Below are 15,076 nucleotides of genomic sequence, written 5' to 3' on the forward strand. Positions count from 1 at the left end.
TCATAAAAAAAGAGCCAGCCTCAACGATGAGACTGACTCTTTTTTACTAACTAGTTTAATACTTTAACTGTAACTGTTTTACGTCCCCAGCTACTTGATGTACCTTTATCTGGCATTAAAACGTCGATTTTATTACCTTTAATAGCTCCACCAGTATCACCAGCGATTGCTACTCCGTAACCTTCAACCCATACTTTTGAACCTAATGGAATTACACTTGGATCAACTGCAATAAGTTTCATGTTTGGATTAGCTGTTAAGTTATGACCTAAAGCTGATTTTACTTGGTCGCCTGCTTTATAACCATTTTCAAGTGGATCTGCTGTGTAAGCTGTTGCTACAACACGTAACTCACGAGAAGATGATGGTGCACTTGTTTCAGTTTCTTTTGCAACAGGTTGTTGTGTAGCTGGTTTTTGAGCTTTAGCCGCTTCACGAGCTTTAGCTGCTTCTTGAGCTTTAGCCGCTTCACGAGCTTCAGCTGCTTCTTGAGCTTTAGCCGCTTCACGAGCTTTGGCTGCTTCTTGAGCCTTAGCCGCTGCTTGAGCTTCAGCATCTGCCTGAGCTTTAGCTGCTTCACGAGCTTTAGCCGCCTCTTGAGCTTTAACTTCTGCTTGAGCTTCAGCATCTGCCTGAGCTTTAGCTGCTTCTTGAGCCTTAGCAGTTTCACGAGCTTTAGCCGCTTCTTGAGCTTTAACTTCTGCTTGAGCTTCAGCTGCTTCGCGAGCTTTAGTTGCTTCTTGAGCTTTAGCTTTTGCTTGAGTTTCAGCTACTTCCTGAGCTTTAGCCGCTTCACGAACTTTAGCTGTATCTTGAACTGTAGTCGTTTTTTCAACTTTAGCTACTGGTTGAACTTTAACTGGTGCTTTACCTGTTAAGTAAGGAACATGAACATAAGCTGTTTTTCCGTTATATTCAAATTGAATCCAATCATTCTGTACTTGGTGTGTTGTTTCAATTACATCATCTTTTTTCAACTTACCAAGAATCTCTGAGTCTGTGTTTGCTCCAGCACGTACGTTTAATACGTTTGCTGTTACGTAGTAAGTGTCTTTTGTATAGTCAGCGCTTATGAAAGCTTCTTTACCGCTATTCAATTGAACTTTTGACCAACCATTTTCTGTATGTAAAACATTTACTTTATATCCATCTAATAATTTTCCTACAACTTTTGATTCAGTAGTTGGGTTTTCTCGTACGTTTAGTACGTCAGTCGTTACGATTGTTTCTGCTTTAGCAGATGTTGTGAAAATCCCAAGACCAAAAACCGCTGCTGTTGCTATACCCATAAATTTTTTCATAATAGCCTCCATTGCATTTGTTTTCGTTGACCTCATTATAGCAACCATTATTTTCTTATTTGCGAAAAACATAAAATTACAAAGCTTTCGTAACGGGGCATTAATATTCTGTAACAATTCCATAAATATCCTGATAGCGCTTCCTTGTTGTTTTTTGGCGTATCAGGGCATATGAAACACAAAATGAGTAGTATTTCAATTACTGTAACGTTAATAATGTTACAGTAATATTTCTAGGTGATATCTATAGGGTTACGAAAGTAGCATATTTTACTGTTTGAATGGAAATTTAGTTATAAAAAGATAATCTTTTTAGGCGTGAAAATATATAAATGAGGTGAAATTTAATAAAATATCGATATAATTGTTACAAAATCAGTCGAAGTATGGAAAAAATTACGCCTTGATTTTCGTCTGTTACATAGTATTTTTGCAATAATAGAATTAGATAATAGCCTTATTACCTATAAATAATGAAGAGTATGAGAATGATAGTTGTAACGTGAAACATATATAATAGAAGAAACTCAATTTAGTAGATAAATAAAAAACGCAGGAGTGTAAACTCCTACGTTTTTGTTTATTCATATCGTAAACATTCAATTGGATCCAGTTTGGCAGCTTTGTTAGCTGGTAGTAAACCGAATATAATACCGATTAACATTGAGATACCTACTGCAAGAAGTCCAAGTTCTTTTGAGACAACGAGTGGCCATCCAGCAAAGATTGAGACGATCCAAGCGAAGAAAATACCGAGCATGAATCCGATGAAACCACCAAGTCCTGTTAAAATACAAGATTCGATTAAGAATTGTGTTAATACTTTACCACGTGTTGCACCAAGTGCTTTACGAATACCAATCTCACGTGTACGTTCTGTTACAGATACGAGCATGATGTTCATTACACCGATACCACCAACAAGTAAGGAGATAGCAGCAATACCACCAAATACCATTTTCATCATACCAATTGATTCGTCTAGTTGTTTCGTAAATTCACCTAAATCTTGTGCTTCGAATTTGTGCTCAAATTTAGGAGCTTTCATTTCGTTTAAGACAGAAACGGCTTGTTTTTCTACACTTTTACGTTCTGTCGGAGAGGTCATTGTTAATCTTACAGAGTCATACTCATTTACTCCTGAAATGACAGGCGCATTTTCAAGTGATGTATAACCTTCAGGCATAGGCATTCCAAAGTCGTTTTTCGTTTCGTATACACCAACTATTTTATACGGCTTTCCTTTTATATCTGTGTATTGATTTGATTCCCAACCACTACTAAATAATTTGTTGAAAGCTTCTTCATTTAATATAACAGCAGGGATTGCTTGGTTTAGTTCACTGTCATTTAATTCACGACCGTGAACTAATTTTATTTTCGAATCTGTCATAAAGGCGCCTGTTCCACCTTTTAAATCAAGATTTACATCTTTTGAACCAGCAGATGCTTTTACTTTCATACTTACGTCTGGATACACATCTTTAACGCCAGGAACAGTTTGAAGGCGGTTTAGCATATCAGGTGTGATTTTGGCACTATCTGTTCCGTAATCAGGATTGTTGTAGTAAATCGTTACTTCGTTATCTTTTCCTTGGCCTAATTCTTTTTTAAACTTTGCGTTTGTACCATCACCCATTGAAATGATAGTAATAATGGCACTAATACCGATAATAATACCTAACATCGTTAAAATAGAACGCATTTTATGAGCAAAGATAGAGGAAAGGGCCATGCGTATATTTTCACTCGTATTCAAAATTAACCTCTCCAATCTTGGACGATATTTCCGTCACGAATTACAATTTGACGTGCTGCAGCTTCCCCGATTTCACGGTCATGGGTAATCATAATAATTGTTGAGCCTTGTTTATTTAATTCGTAAAAGAGGTCCATAATTTGTGTACTCGTTTTCGTATCAAGTGCCCCCGTCGGTTCATCGGCTAAAATGAACTTTGGGTTATTTACGATTGCACGTGCAACAGCGACACGCTGCTTTTGTCCACCTGATAATTCGTTCGGTAAGTGAGTAGCGCGATCAGCTAAACCGACTTTTGTTAAAGCAGCTAATGAGCGCTCGCGTCTTTCTTTTTTATCGACTCCAGCGTAAATAAGAGGTAGTTCTACATTTTGAAGCGCTGTAAGTCTCGGTAATAACATGAAGTTTTGGAATACGAATCCGATCTCTTTATTACGTACGTGTGCAAGTTCTGTTTCAGTCATGTTTGAAATATTTTGACCGGCTAGTTCGTACGTACCTGTCGTCGGTTTATCTAAGCAACCGATAATGTTCATTAATGTTGATTTACCAGAACCAGAAGGTCCCATAATAGAAGTGAATTCTCCTTGGTTCAGTGTTACGTCAATTCCGTGTAATATTTGAACGGATTCTGCACCATTTTGGAAGGATTTCGTGATGCCTTTTAAGTTAATCACTGGGCGACAACCTCCATACCATCTTTTAAGTCTTTTTCAGGTTTAGAGATAATTTCCTCTCCTTTTTTCACTCCAGAAACTTTTGCTTCGCTATCAGTCTCGAATTCAACAGTAACTGCTTGTTCTTTCGCCTTACCGTCTTTTACAACGAAGACAACATTTTTATCACCTTTTTTCACGATACTGCTTTTCGGAACAATTGTACCAGTTGCTTCGCCAGATTTACTTGTTACGTAAACGTGGAAGCCGTTTTGTAATTCGTCACTATTATCTAATGTGACAGTGAATTGATAGTTAGAAACAGTTTTATTTTCATCCATGCTCTTTAATGGTGTAGAACCGATTTCTGTTACTTTTCCTGTCCAAGTCTTACCAGCGACAGTTTTTGATGAAACAGTTACTTCTTGCCCAACTTTCATACTAGCAAGCTCATATTCAGAAAGTTGACCTTTTACTTTAAATTGACCAGCGTGACGAAGAGTAATTCCGCTCATACCTGTTTTTTCGTCAGCAGTTTTTACGATATCATCAATTACGCCATCAGCAGGACTTGTTACAGAAAGAGTGTTTACTTTCTCTTTTGCTGCTTTAATCATTTCATCAGCTTTTTCAACTTCAAACTTTTTCATTTCAAGTTGTGATTCTAATTGCCCAACTTCAACTTCTGATGCTTTTAATGCTTCAGCAGGAAGGCCTGCATTTTTATCTTTTTGTAATTTTTGTTTCGCCGCATCAATTTGTTTTTGGAACAACGTTACTTCTTTTTGTGCGATTTTCTTTTGCATTTCTGCTTCTGTTACACCTTGTTTCGCAGTCGGATCAGTGTACTTAAATAGAAGCTGACCCTTTTTCACTTCATCGCCTTTTTTAACAGCTAATTCATATGTTCCTTTTGTTGGATCGAATGAAATAGTTTCAATTCCATTTGGAATAACTTCGCCACCAAATTTTTGCGCGTTTTGGATTTGTTTTTCAGTTACTTTATATCCGCTATATGCCATTGCTACTTCTGAACCGCCACCAGCAAATGCAAAGTATGATCCAGCTGCAATTCCGATTGCTACTACACTAGTAATTAACACTTTATTTTTCTTCTTCATCTATTTATCACCTTTTCGTTCGTTTTAGTATCTACATTAAGTATAGAAGAGGTGAAGAATCTGACAAATCGTTTTAGCTTACAATAACCTTACAGTTTTGTAAGGTATGAATATGCAAATGTAAGGTAGAGGTTGTCCTAGTGTAAGCAAATGAATTGACTCGTCGTTTCTTTCTTACAATAATATTGTATGGAGGAAAGGAGGAAGGAAGATGGAAGCTTATTTTAGCGCGCACCCATTAAAACCATTTATTCCATACTCAAGGCAACACGCCCTTATATTATTTATTATGTTGGTGGGGATATTTTTTCTGTATCAATACCAAGATGTATTACGTCAAAATGAGTGGAATATAACGGTTCGATATGCGATTACATTTTTATTTATAGGTAGTGAAATTGGGCTTCATATGTGGGAATGGAAAGCAGGGATTTTTGAGTTAGCTACTTCATTACCGTTTGAATTATGTACAATTAGTTTGTTGTTAGCGTCGATTATGATTGTAACGAAAAGTTATCGAATATATGAGATTGTATTTTTTACGGGAATTATTGGTGCATCACAAGCCATTTTAACACCAAATTTGCAATATGCTTTTCCGCATTTTCGTTTCATTGAATATTTTATCGCGCATGTATTGCTCATTTGGGCACCACTCTTTATGACTTGGGTGGAAGGCTATAGACCGACCTTGCAATCTATTAAGCGTACGATGATATTTTTAAACATATTGATTCCGCTTGTTTCGTTTGTGAATTACAAAACAGGTGGTAATTATATGTTTTTAGCTCATAAGCCAGAAACAGCTTCATTACTCGATATGTTAGGGCCGCATCCTTACTATATTATTTCATTAGAAATAGCTGCGCTTATTGGATGTTTCATTTTGTATATGCCGTTTGCGAAAAGAGAAAGGCATGCGCATAAAGAATCACTAGGATCATAGCCTAGTGATTTTTTGCCTTTAAAATATTTACAATTCAGAAAATTAAGAATAAAATTAGAGGATAAATTATATATAGAGAGAAGGGAAAACGTGGTCAAAAAAGTTTTTCTAAATGGAATGGAAGTGACGATTCAATTTCTTATTTCGATTTTGGGGATTATTATTTTAGGGGCTTTGCCGAAATTATTTTATGGATTTAAGGTGGATGTATCAAAGTACATACAGAGTTTAAAAGAAGTGTTTGTGAACTTAATGGATATTTCCAATTTGCAATATGTGAAAGGTAAATTTTTATTTCCACAGTTGTTCGTCCATTATAAAGAAACGATTATTATTTTTTTGGCTGCTTTTTTCATTTCATTATTTATAGCATTTTGCATTGTTTATGTCATTATGAGTAGTTCAACGCGTATACAACATCGAATTAAATCATTTCTTATCTTCCTAGAATCCATTCCAGATATTCTTCTTATTTTAGTATCACAAATTTTAGTTGTATGGTTTTTTAAACAAACAGGTTTTTTACCTTTTCAAATTGCGTCAATTGGAGGCGAGTCGATTAGAGGGTTGCCAATATTGTGTTTGAGCATCCCGACTACGATTATGTTTGTAAAAATAGTAGTGCTTCGTTTTGAAAATGAACTAGAAAAAGATTATGTACTATTTGCTAAGGCGAAGGGTTTAGGGCGTTTTCATATTTTAAATCGTCATATTTTACGAAATGTGTTGCTTAGTACACTATTCTTTGCGAAAACGAATATCTTTTTTATGTTATCTAATTTATATATTATAGAATGGATTTTTAATACGGGTGGTATTTTTATGTTTTTGAAATCGTATGAGGGTATTAGAGTTGAGGTTTTCATCGTTAGTATGCTGCTTATATATATCCCGATATTTATTTTATTCAAGCTGTTTCATTATTTCATTCCAGCTGCGATGAAGGAGAGATTATAATATGTGGATGTATATAAAACGCGATAAAAGATTTTGGATAAGCATTGGATTTCTTCTCATATTAGTTCTTTTGAGCATCGGAAATACGTTATGGAATGATGGACACATTAGACAAGTTACATTGCAATATGATGCGGATGAAAATCCACAAGTGCCACCGTTTTCACCTTCATTCCAATTTTTACTCGGGACAGATCGGAAAGGATACGACCTTTTACATTTAGTTATTGAAGGCGCGAAGTGGACGATTGGTATATCTATTTTAATTGCGGCACTTAGAATGGTAATAGGTGTGTTCTTTGGTGTTGTACTTGGAACATATGTAAGAAGAGGTTTTTCAAAGATTGAGGCTTTTTTTGATAGTTTCACAGTTATTCCGACAGTTATGATTGCGTATTTTTTTCTTCAATTTGCAAATCTATTTGGAAGCGGAGAGGAAACAACAAGCTTTTTTGAAAGAGCTTCGTTTCAAGTTGTATTACTTGTAATGCTTGTAATGCCAGTTATTGCACTGTATGTTGCGAAGGAAGTTCGTAAATTACAAACAGAAGAATTTGTTGATGCCGCGCGCATATTAGGCGGCTCGAGAAGACGTATTGTTATAAAACATCTTTTTCCGCATCTCTATATGACTTTTATACTCGTATTTCTTCAACAGTTTACGCAGACTCTTACTATTTTACTGCACTTAGGGTTACTGGAAGTATTCTTTGGCGGAACTGTTAAGTTTTTCGGACCGGTAGAAGAAGTAGAGTCTTACACGCATGAATGGTCAGGTTTAATTGGAGTATACTTTAGGTCATTAACAGTGCATCCATGGATTCCTCTCGTACCAATTACATTTTTCGGCCTAACTATTTTTTCAGGAAATATGATTGTGAAAAGTATAGAAGAGGCGATGTTGAAAGTAAGGTTAGGAGGAGAGAGAAAGAGGAAACATGTAGAAGAGGAACAATCTGCTTTGCAGTCAAAAGAAGAGTTATTTACTTTTAAGCATACGATGTGAAGAGAAAGAAGAAGCAAGCATGGATTTCATGCTTGCTTCTTTTCTTTATTTTGTAGAAACTTCACCTGCAGCTTCTGTTTGCGGAATAAAGTATCCAATTATACCACCGATTATTGCTGGAATGATCCAGCCAATTCCTAAGTTATAAAAAGGAATGGTGTGTACGATATTAGCGATAAAATCTGGTATCATTTCCACATTATCAAGTGCGTGAATACAGCTAATAATAAATGCTGCGATCATCGCTCCGATGTAGACAGAAGGTTTGCGTTTCGTATATTTATCGATAAATGATACGAAAATTAAAATGATTGTAATTGGGTACAAAATAATTAATACAGGTAGTGTGATTTTAATTAATAAGCTTAATCCTAAGTTTGAAATAACGAAACTAAAGATACAAACGTATAGCACAAGCTTTTTGTATGAAACATTTGTTAGCACTGTTGTGAAGTAATTTGCAAATGCACTTACAACGCCAATTGCCGTTGTTAAACAAGCGAAGATAATGGCGATACTTAATAAAATATTACCGCTTGTCCCAAAGAATTGATACATAACAGTAGCTAATAGTTGACCACCGTTTTCGAATTGCCCTAAGTTTCCGTTTGAAGCTCCGATATAACCGAGTAAGAAGTAAACAATTGTTAAGAATAGAGCAGCGATACTTCCGCAAATGATTGTATATTTCGCGATAGATTTCTTCTCTTGTATACCGTTTTGACGAATTGCATTTACAACAATTGTTGATAGTACGAGAGCGCCAATTGCATCTAACGTTAAAAATCCTTCAAGAAATCCTTTGAAAAACGGGATGTCTTTATAGTCACCGATAGGCTCTGCAAACGTTCCTGGTGAAAGAATCGCTTTTGTTGCCATAATTGCAATAATTACAAGTAAAATTGGCGTTAATATTTTACCGATATGATCTACTAGCTTGGATGGATTTAATGATAAGAAGTAAACGACTGTAAAGAAAATCGCACTAAAAACTAACATAGAATACCATTGATCTGGGAAAAGTGGTGCAATCCCGATTTCATAAGATACAGATCCAGTTCGTGGAATAACAAATAGTGGGCCGATTGAAAGATAAATAATGATAGCGAATACTGCTGCGAATTTTGGATGAACACGGCTCGCTAAAGTGTTAAAACTACCACCAGCAAGGGCAACAGCAACGATAGCAAGTAAAGATAAACCGACGTCTGTAATAATAAACCCTGTAATGGAAACCCACATATTTTCTCCGGAAGAAAGACCGAGAAGGGGCGGGAAAATCATATTACCAGCACCGAAGAAAACTGCGAATAGTAATAAACTAATCGAAAGTATTTGCGCTGGTTTTAAAGTTGTATGCATATAAAGAAAATCCTCCTAATGAGTGTTTTTGTCGAAAATTCAAATAATTTGTCGAGTAACTGTTATTATTTTAAAGGTCTGATGACTAGAAAGCAATAGGGAATTTTGAAAATATTAAAAAATAATGCATTAAATCGAATAAATATACTATTTATATGTTTAATAGGAAGGATTTAACTTTTAACATAAAAAAACACATATCGCTAGGATACGTGTTTTAAAAAAATATTTTTTTATCGCGTTCTTCTTTTAAAATTTCAACTGCTTCTCGGAAACGTTGTGAATGGACAATTTCTCGTTCACGTAAGAAGCGTAGGCTGTCATTTATATCTGGATCATCTGATAAGTTAATGAGCCATTGATATGTTGCGCGTGCTTTTTCTTCAGCTGCAATATCCTCGTATAGATCGGCAATTGGATCACCTTTAGCCTGTATATAGGTTGCAGTAAATGGAACACCAGCAGCGTTATGGTAATGAAGAGCACTGTCATGATCAGCGTAATGAGGGTCAAGACCAGCAGCTTTCATTTGTTCAGGGGTCGCATCTTTCGTCAGCTTATAAACCATCGTAGCAATCATTTCAAGGTGAGCAAATTCTTCTGTACCAATATCAGTAAGTAGGCCAATGACTTTATCTGGAATTGTATAACGTTGATTTAAGTAACGTAGTGCAGCAGCTAATTCTCCATCTGCACCACCGTATTGCTCGATTAATAATTTTGCAAGTGCGGGATTGCAAGTTCCCACTTTAACTGGGTATTGTAATTTCTTTTCATAAATCCACATAGTTTCTCTCCTTTATATTTGCCATGGCCAAGGACCTTTGCTCCATTCCCAAGGGGCATTAGAATAGCTGTTTCCAAACTGTTGGAGTGGTCCGTATTTTTCTTCCATCTTTTGTTTTAATACTCTCCGTTTATAGGAAAAGTCATTAAATTGATTAATCGCAGCGGTGTCATCTGGATGTGTATCTAAATAAAGAGTGAGTTCAACTAGTACAAAGTCTAATTCTTGAAGCTCCAGTAAAAGCTGATAGTATTCTTCTGGTAGCGATTGATTCACGTCAGTAGTCACCGCCCTTTTTTATAAGGATTTTCATAATAGTCATAAAAAACAGGCCATAAAGTCCCTTTTTGTAGTGCTTCTTTTGGTGTGAATTGCGGCAAGTTTGGCGGTTGAAAGCCTAAAAATAAATTAGGAGGAGTAGAATAATATTTTTTTCCGATAGGAGGACAAGGATCGAGAGGGCTATGATAGGGCACGAATGATCTCATATATTTATTCACGAATAAACCTCCTTACATGTTCATTACTACGTATTGTATTCAGACATAATGAGCATTTATGACACATATAAAAAAGTAATAGGTACGGGGGGAATGAATGTGGAGACTGTGAAACAATTCATTGTATTGGAAGTAAAGAACTTAAAGGAAACTCTGTATTTTTATGAAGGGATTTTAGGGATAACACCTAGTTCAGAAAGGCCGCAATTAGATATTGCAGGGGTTTGGTATGATACTGATTCAACGAGAATTAGTTTTGTGATGAATCGCAGTTTGGGCGGGCGTGAGAAGAGTGTTACGGACTCAGTTGATGTTCTAACGTTTTCAATTTCTAACATAGAGAATGTAAAGAAGAGGTTAGTATTTTATAAAATCGCATATACAGAAAACAAAAGTGAGAAGAGTATTGTGGTACAAGACCCGGATGGATATAAACTTCAAGTGATAGAGAAGGATGAATAGACGGAGGGGATTTAGTGGAGAGAAATTATGAAGAAAGTGCGTTGTTTGAGCATCAATTTTGGTTAAAGGTACTTACTGATCATTCACAATTTTTACTGGATGCATTAGCCCCGAAGGAAAAAGAGGATATAAAAAAAGCTACTTACTTTGTTGAAACATTTACGAATTTGTTAAATAAAGTTCGGAATGTGAATCTGATGGCATTTTCAAAAGAGGCAGAACAAGCCGCTAAGGAGATTCGGGCGTTTAAATTAAATATTATACAGAAACAGCTGGAAGGGAAAATTACTATTCATTTTACGCCAACTTTTATTAATCATATGGTAAACGAAGTGGAAGAGTATATAACAGTTTTAGAGTTTTTGAAGAAAGGGGAAGTTCCGCCTGTTTTTCATGAATTACATTATCATCTCGTTTGGTTAACGGATGCGGCTGGTCATGCAGGCTCTATTTCTGGTGGATTAGATCTTGTTGAAAAAAGATTAAAAGAGAAAAGCGAAGAATTTACGAAGCATTTTGAACAATTTTACTTAAAGGCAGTTGAAATGACAGGGTATTTACGGACAGAGCTGCATCATTTTCCTGCATTAAAGAAGTTTACGAAAGATGTTTCACTTGAATTGAAATTATTTTCGCATTTTTTACATGAAGTGGAAGAGCTCGAGTTATCTCATGAAGTATTAAGTGCACTATCAGCTAGAATGGCAGATCATATGGCAAGAGAAGAATGTTATTACTTATTAAAACTAGCTCAATCGTCTGGACTTGAAATGCCGAAATGTAATCCGCTTTAAAGAAAAAGAGGTCAATTTTATTTGGCCTCTTTTTCTGTTTTATTTTCTCTTTTTATTTTTGCTTGTTCAATGCTTGCTTGTAATGTCTCCATAATATTAATGATGTTCGGAGCTGGAGAGATTGTTTCGGTTTTTTCCTGTTGTTCAATTTTGTTTTCGATTAGTTCGGTAAGGGCTTCTTTATACTCATCTGTATACATCTCTTGTTCAAAAGGATTTGTAAGATGGTGGATTAAATTGATTGCTGCTGTGAGTTCTTGTTTTTGAATCGGATAATTTTCGTTACTTGGTAAGTTAGGTGTATTTGTTATAGCGCGAATTTCATTAGGGTAGTGAATAGTTTGCAACATAAGACCATCTTCAAAGTTGCGGATAATAGCTAAATGTTGTTTTTTTCTAATGGAAATATGGATAAGACCAAGTTTATTCGTACGTTCAAGAGCTTCTTTTAATAATAAATATGATTTTTCATGTCCTGGGGTAGGTCCTATAAAATAAGAGCGATCATAGAGAACAGAATCAATTTCGTTATTTTGGACAAAAGATATAATACGAATGGATCGTGGTTCATGAGCTTGTTGTAATTCAGCTAATTCTTTTTCATCCATAATAATATATTTATGAGGTGCGTATTCATAGGCTTTTACAATATCGTTATCATCAATTTCTTCATCCGTACAATCGGGAGCGAACTTTTTATATTTAATAGGTGTTAAGCATTCTTTATGGAGACTTAAAAATTTTATGTCGTTTTCTTCTACGGCACTATATAGTTTGATGCCTATATTTAATAGTCCAAGTGAAAGTGCACCTTTCCATACAGTATGCAAATGAAACATCTCCTTTCGTTCAAAAATGATTATGTATATTATGAGATAGTAAGAAATTTCCTATACGTTTTTTGTTTTTTACGAAAGGGATTGGGATATAAAATATATTGACAAGCCCTCTGAAATATTTTAATGTGAGTGTATAAAATTGTGTATAAAGGGGAGTAACTTATTACAGTAAAGTCGTCATTACAGGGAGAAACCCTCGGCTTTATTGGCAACGTTTCGTTGTTAGTGAGACCTTTACCAGCAATGGTAAAGGCCCCTTTCTGTCTTTTTGAGGACCCTTACCATATTTGGTAGGGTCCTTTTCGTATACAAAGAGAGGAGATATAAAAATGAAAAAACTTATTAGTAGATTAAGAGTTGTATTTCATGTTCGCCGATTTGTTCCATTCCTATTTGACTTTTTTACTTCAAAAGAGGTTTCAATAAAGAAGAAAATTTTATCTGTTGCTTTTTTAGTTGGTTATGTTGCGATGCCGCTTGATTTAATTCCAGACTTCCTACCGTTTATCGGTATTTTAGATGATATTGGAATTGTGTTATTCATTTTGAACCGAATTGTAAAAATGGCGCCAGTTCAATTACAAGAAAAGCATAACGTAAACGTAGGATAGGAGTTAAAATATGGAGCAAATGATTTTAGATATAATCGAGTTTTTAAAGCAGTTTTCTTATTTTGGAGTTGTATTGGCTTTAACTTTCGAATTTATTCCGGCAGAAGTCGTTTTGCCTATGGTTGGGTATTGGGTATACGAGGGAGATATGAATTTTTGGCTAGCTGTATTAGCTGGAACACTTGGCGGAACGACAGGACCGTTAACGTTATACGCACTTGGTTATTATGGTGGTCGTCCGCTATTAATAAAATACGGAAAATACTTCTTTATTAAAGAAGAACAAATTCAAAAAGCAGATGACTTCTTTGAGAAATATGGACCAGTTGTAGCATTTGTGGGACGCTTTGTACCAGGAGTTCGAACACTTATCTCTGTTCCATGTGGCATGGCAAAAATGAACATATGGAAGTTTAGCATATATACATTTGTAGCAATGTTCCCGTTAACGACTTTATATGTCTATTTTGGAATGAAATTAGGTCCGCATTGGGCAAAAGCGGCGGATGTTGTTGGACAATATATGCTACCGATATTACTAGTCGTAGTTATTATTGTAGGTGGTATATTAATCTATAAATTTATGAAAAAAAGAAACAGAACGGAATCTATCTAGTCATTTGAATATTTTTTGAAAATAGATGAATCGTACAGGCAAAAGACTCTGAAGGACATACACATATAGGGAATAAAAAAAGAGAGAGGGGAAAACAACTATGTCTTGTGAGTGCTCAGGGGCTGCATTAACTTGTTGTCCAGATAAAAATTATGTACAAGATAAAGTGTGTAGTCCGTGGTCTGCTACTGTAGTTGCGACAGCAATCGATAATGTTCTTTATACAAATAATATTAACCAAAACGTAGTTGGTACTGGTTTTGTTAAATATGATGTTGGACCAGGCCCAATTACTGTAGAGGTGCTTGATTCAGCTGGTACTGTAATAGATACACAAACATTAAATCCAGGAACGAGTATCGGGTTTACGTATCGTCGTTTCGATATTATACAAGTCGTGTTACCTGCAACACCTGCTGGAACGTATCAGGGAGAATTTTGTATTACAACACGTTATCCACTTTCATAGCAGAATAGGAGAGGATCGAAATGGGAATGAGAAGTTCCAGTTTGTCTTGTTGTTCTAATAAAACACTTGTGCAAGACCAAGTATGTACAGACTGGTCTATTACAGGTGCTGGTACTCAAATTGTATATACAAATAATATCACGCAAGAAGTATATGGTTCAGGTTACGTGAAATATGATGTAGGTGCGAACCCGATTACAGTTGATTTTTTAGTTGGTGCTACAGTAATTGATACAATTACTGTACAGCCGCAAAGTAGTGGTACTTTCACTGTACGATATTTTACGACTGTTCGAATTACTACGACAGGAACAACTGTTAATCAAGGAGAGTTTTGTATTACTGTACGTTATCCGATTTCATAAAAAAAGCATACCGTAAATGGTATGCTTTTTTTATGAAATTGGTATTTTAGAAGCGACGTGTAAATTCGCAACAGTACTTACCTTCTAAATATAATGAAGGACTACTTTCTATATTAATAATACTGACAGATTGTAAGTCTTTTCCTGTGTAAGATATTGTATTACCAGGAAAAACAGTGAAAATATTAGTTACTGTTCCAACGATTTGAATTGTAACCGCTTCTGTGCTGCTAGTACTATTATAAACCGAGACGGTACCTGATATAAGTAGTATTGCATCACTTTGCCACAGTATTATTGGCTGTGATTTATGTTTGGCAGAGGAAATAATGTTATTCGTTATAAGGAAATTTCCAGCAAATTCATTTGTTACTAGTTCGTAATTTGGATTTGGAGGAGAGGGCGGTGGACAGGGATTTGGGCAAATGATAGATAAAGGAGCGAAACAGCCAATATTTTTTTTGTTCTTCAATACAACCCCTCCTTTTAAGTTATCTTTTACTATTATTAAATGTAGAAGCATGG

Annotated in this window: 19 protein-coding genes; 9 read left to right on the forward strand and 10 right to left on the reverse strand. The window is 35.5% G+C overall.

All coding sequences use genetic code 11. The annotated features are described in order from the left end of the window. Positions 1-50: 50 nt before the first annotated feature. From entC to NST86_RS04125, 4 genes are all read right to left on the reverse strand, one after another. The gene (gene entC, locus NST86_RS04110) at positions 51-1,424 is read right to left on the reverse strand and encodes a cell wall-binding protein EntC (RefSeq protein WP_061664788.1); all 1,374 of its coding nucleotides are present in this window, start codon (positions 1,422-1,424) and stop codon (positions 51-53) included. Between the two features lie 457 nt (positions 1,425-1,881). Continuing rightward, on the reverse strand, positions 1,882-3,036 hold the full coding sequence (locus NST86_RS04115) for an ABC transporter permease (protein ID WP_001986269.1): 1,155 nt from the start codon (positions 3,034-3,036) through the stop codon (positions 1,882-1,884). A gap of 26 nt (positions 3,037-3,062) precedes the next feature. Continuing rightward, positions 3,063-3,737: an ABC transporter ATP-binding protein gene (locus NST86_RS04120; protein ID WP_000609104.1), complete on the reverse strand. Its 675-nt coding sequence runs from the start codon at positions 3,735-3,737 to the stop codon at positions 3,063-3,065. Continuing rightward, entirely contained in the window at positions 3,734-4,837 is a 1,104-nt protein-coding gene (locus NST86_RS04125) for an efflux RND transporter periplasmic adaptor subunit (protein WP_061664787.1), read from the reverse strand. Before NST86_RS04125 ends, NST86_RS04120 begins: the two co-directional genes overlap by 4 nt. Positions 4,838-5,048: 211 nt before the next feature. On the opposite strand from NST86_RS04125, the gene NST86_RS04130 reads away from it, so the two are divergent. From NST86_RS04130 to NST86_RS04140, 3 genes are all read left to right on the forward strand, one after another. Beyond that, positions 5,049-5,783, forward strand: coding sequence for a YwaF family protein (locus NST86_RS04130; protein WP_061664786.1), 735 nt, complete (start codon positions 5,049-5,051; stop codon positions 5,781-5,783). Positions 5,784-5,873: 90 nt separating this feature from the next. Continuing rightward, positions 5,874-6,740: an ABC transporter permease subunit gene (locus NST86_RS04135; protein WP_000239684.1), complete on the forward strand. Its 867-nt coding sequence runs from the start codon at positions 5,874-5,876 to the stop codon at positions 6,738-6,740. 1 nt (position 6,741) lies between these two features. After that, positions 6,742-7,746, forward strand: a complete 1,005-nt coding sequence (locus NST86_RS04140; protein ID WP_061664785.1) for an ABC transporter permease — start codon at positions 6,742-6,744, stop codon at positions 7,744-7,746. Positions 7,747-7,791: 45 nt separating this feature from the next. Here NST86_RS04140 and brnQ2 read toward each other — a convergent pair whose 3' ends face one another. The 4 genes from brnQ2 to NST86_RS04160 form a co-directional block, all read right to left on the reverse strand. Next, a complete protein-coding gene (gene brnQ2 / locus NST86_RS04145; protein ID WP_000557552.1) occupies positions 7,792-9,108 on the reverse strand; it encodes a branched-chain amino acid transport system II carrier protein BrnQ2 in 1,317 nt (438 codons plus the stop codon). A gap of 217 nt (positions 9,109-9,325) precedes the next feature. Beyond that, positions 9,326-9,895 (reverse strand): spore coat protein CotJC, encoded by a 570-nt coding sequence (gene cotJC, locus NST86_RS04150; RefSeq protein WP_000265273.1) that lies wholly within the window; start codon positions 9,893-9,895, stop codon positions 9,326-9,328. Positions 9,896-9,907: 12 nt separating this feature from the next. Beyond that, positions 9,908-10,171: a spore coat protein CotJB gene (locus NST86_RS04155; protein ID WP_001076510.1), complete on the reverse strand. Its 264-nt coding sequence runs from the start codon at positions 10,169-10,171 to the stop codon at positions 9,908-9,910. Positions 10,172-10,179: 8 nt separating this feature from the next. After that, positions 10,180-10,395: a spore coat associated protein CotJA gene (locus NST86_RS04160; protein ID WP_001046257.1), complete on the reverse strand. Its 216-nt coding sequence runs from the start codon at positions 10,393-10,395 to the stop codon at positions 10,180-10,182. A 48-nt stretch (positions 10,396-10,443) separates the two neighbouring features. Between NST86_RS04160 and NST86_RS04165 the strand changes: the two genes are divergently transcribed. Together NST86_RS04165 and NST86_RS04170 are read left to right on the forward strand one after the other, a co-directional pair. Further along, positions 10,444-10,857, forward strand: coding sequence for a VOC family protein (locus tag NST86_RS04165; protein ID WP_001999135.1), 414 nt, complete (start codon positions 10,444-10,446; stop codon positions 10,855-10,857). A gap of 14 nt (positions 10,858-10,871) precedes the next feature. Next, positions 10,872-11,651 carry a DUF2935 domain-containing protein gene (locus tag NST86_RS04170; RefSeq protein ID WP_061664784.1) on the forward strand — a complete coding sequence of 260 codons (780 nt, stop codon included), beginning with the start codon at positions 10,872-10,874 and terminating at the stop codon, positions 11,649-11,651. Between the two features lie 17 nt (positions 11,652-11,668). On the opposite strand, the gene ku is transcribed toward NST86_RS04170, so the two are convergent. Beyond that, on the reverse strand, positions 11,669-12,481 hold the full coding sequence (gene ku / locus NST86_RS04175; RefSeq protein WP_016117205.1) for a non-homologous end joining protein Ku: 813 nt from the start codon (positions 12,479-12,481) through the stop codon (positions 11,669-11,671). Positions 12,482-12,819: 338 nt separating this feature from the next. Here ku and NST86_RS04180 point away from each other — a divergent pair, with 338 nt between their 5' ends. The 4 genes from NST86_RS04180 (at position 12,820) to NST86_RS04195 (ending at position 14,551) form a co-directional block, all read left to right on the forward strand. Further along, positions 12,820-13,101: a YkvA family protein gene (locus NST86_RS04180; RefSeq protein WP_000733852.1), complete on the forward strand. Its 282-nt coding sequence runs from the start codon at positions 12,820-12,822 to the stop codon at positions 13,099-13,101. A gap of 10 nt (positions 13,102-13,111) precedes the next feature. After that, positions 13,112-13,717: a DedA family protein gene (locus NST86_RS04185; protein ID WP_016117207.1), complete on the forward strand. Its 606-nt coding sequence runs from the start codon at positions 13,112-13,114 to the stop codon at positions 13,715-13,717. Positions 13,718-13,817: 100 nt separating this feature from the next. Then, entirely contained in the window at positions 13,818-14,186 is a 369-nt protein-coding gene (locus NST86_RS04190; RefSeq protein ID WP_016117208.1) for a DUF3992 domain-containing protein, read from the forward strand. 20 nt (positions 14,187-14,206) lie between these two features. Next, on the forward strand, positions 14,207-14,551 hold the full coding sequence (locus tag NST86_RS04195) for a DUF3992 domain-containing protein (protein WP_000525814.1): 345 nt from the start codon (positions 14,207-14,209) through the stop codon (positions 14,549-14,551). Between the two features lie 46 nt (positions 14,552-14,597). Here the strand turns inward: NST86_RS04195 and NST86_RS04200 are convergent, their stop codons facing one another. Beyond that, entirely contained in the window at positions 14,598-15,023 is a 426-nt protein-coding gene (locus tag NST86_RS04200; protein WP_000791329.1) for an S-Ena type endospore appendage, read from the reverse strand. Between the last annotated feature and the right edge of the window lie 53 nt (positions 15,024-15,076).

The sequence above is a fragment of the Bacillus sp. FSL L8-0199 genome, assembly GCF_038005705.1.
GTDB lineage: Bacteria > Bacillota > Bacilli > Bacillales > Bacillaceae_G > Bacillus_A > Bacillus_A cereus.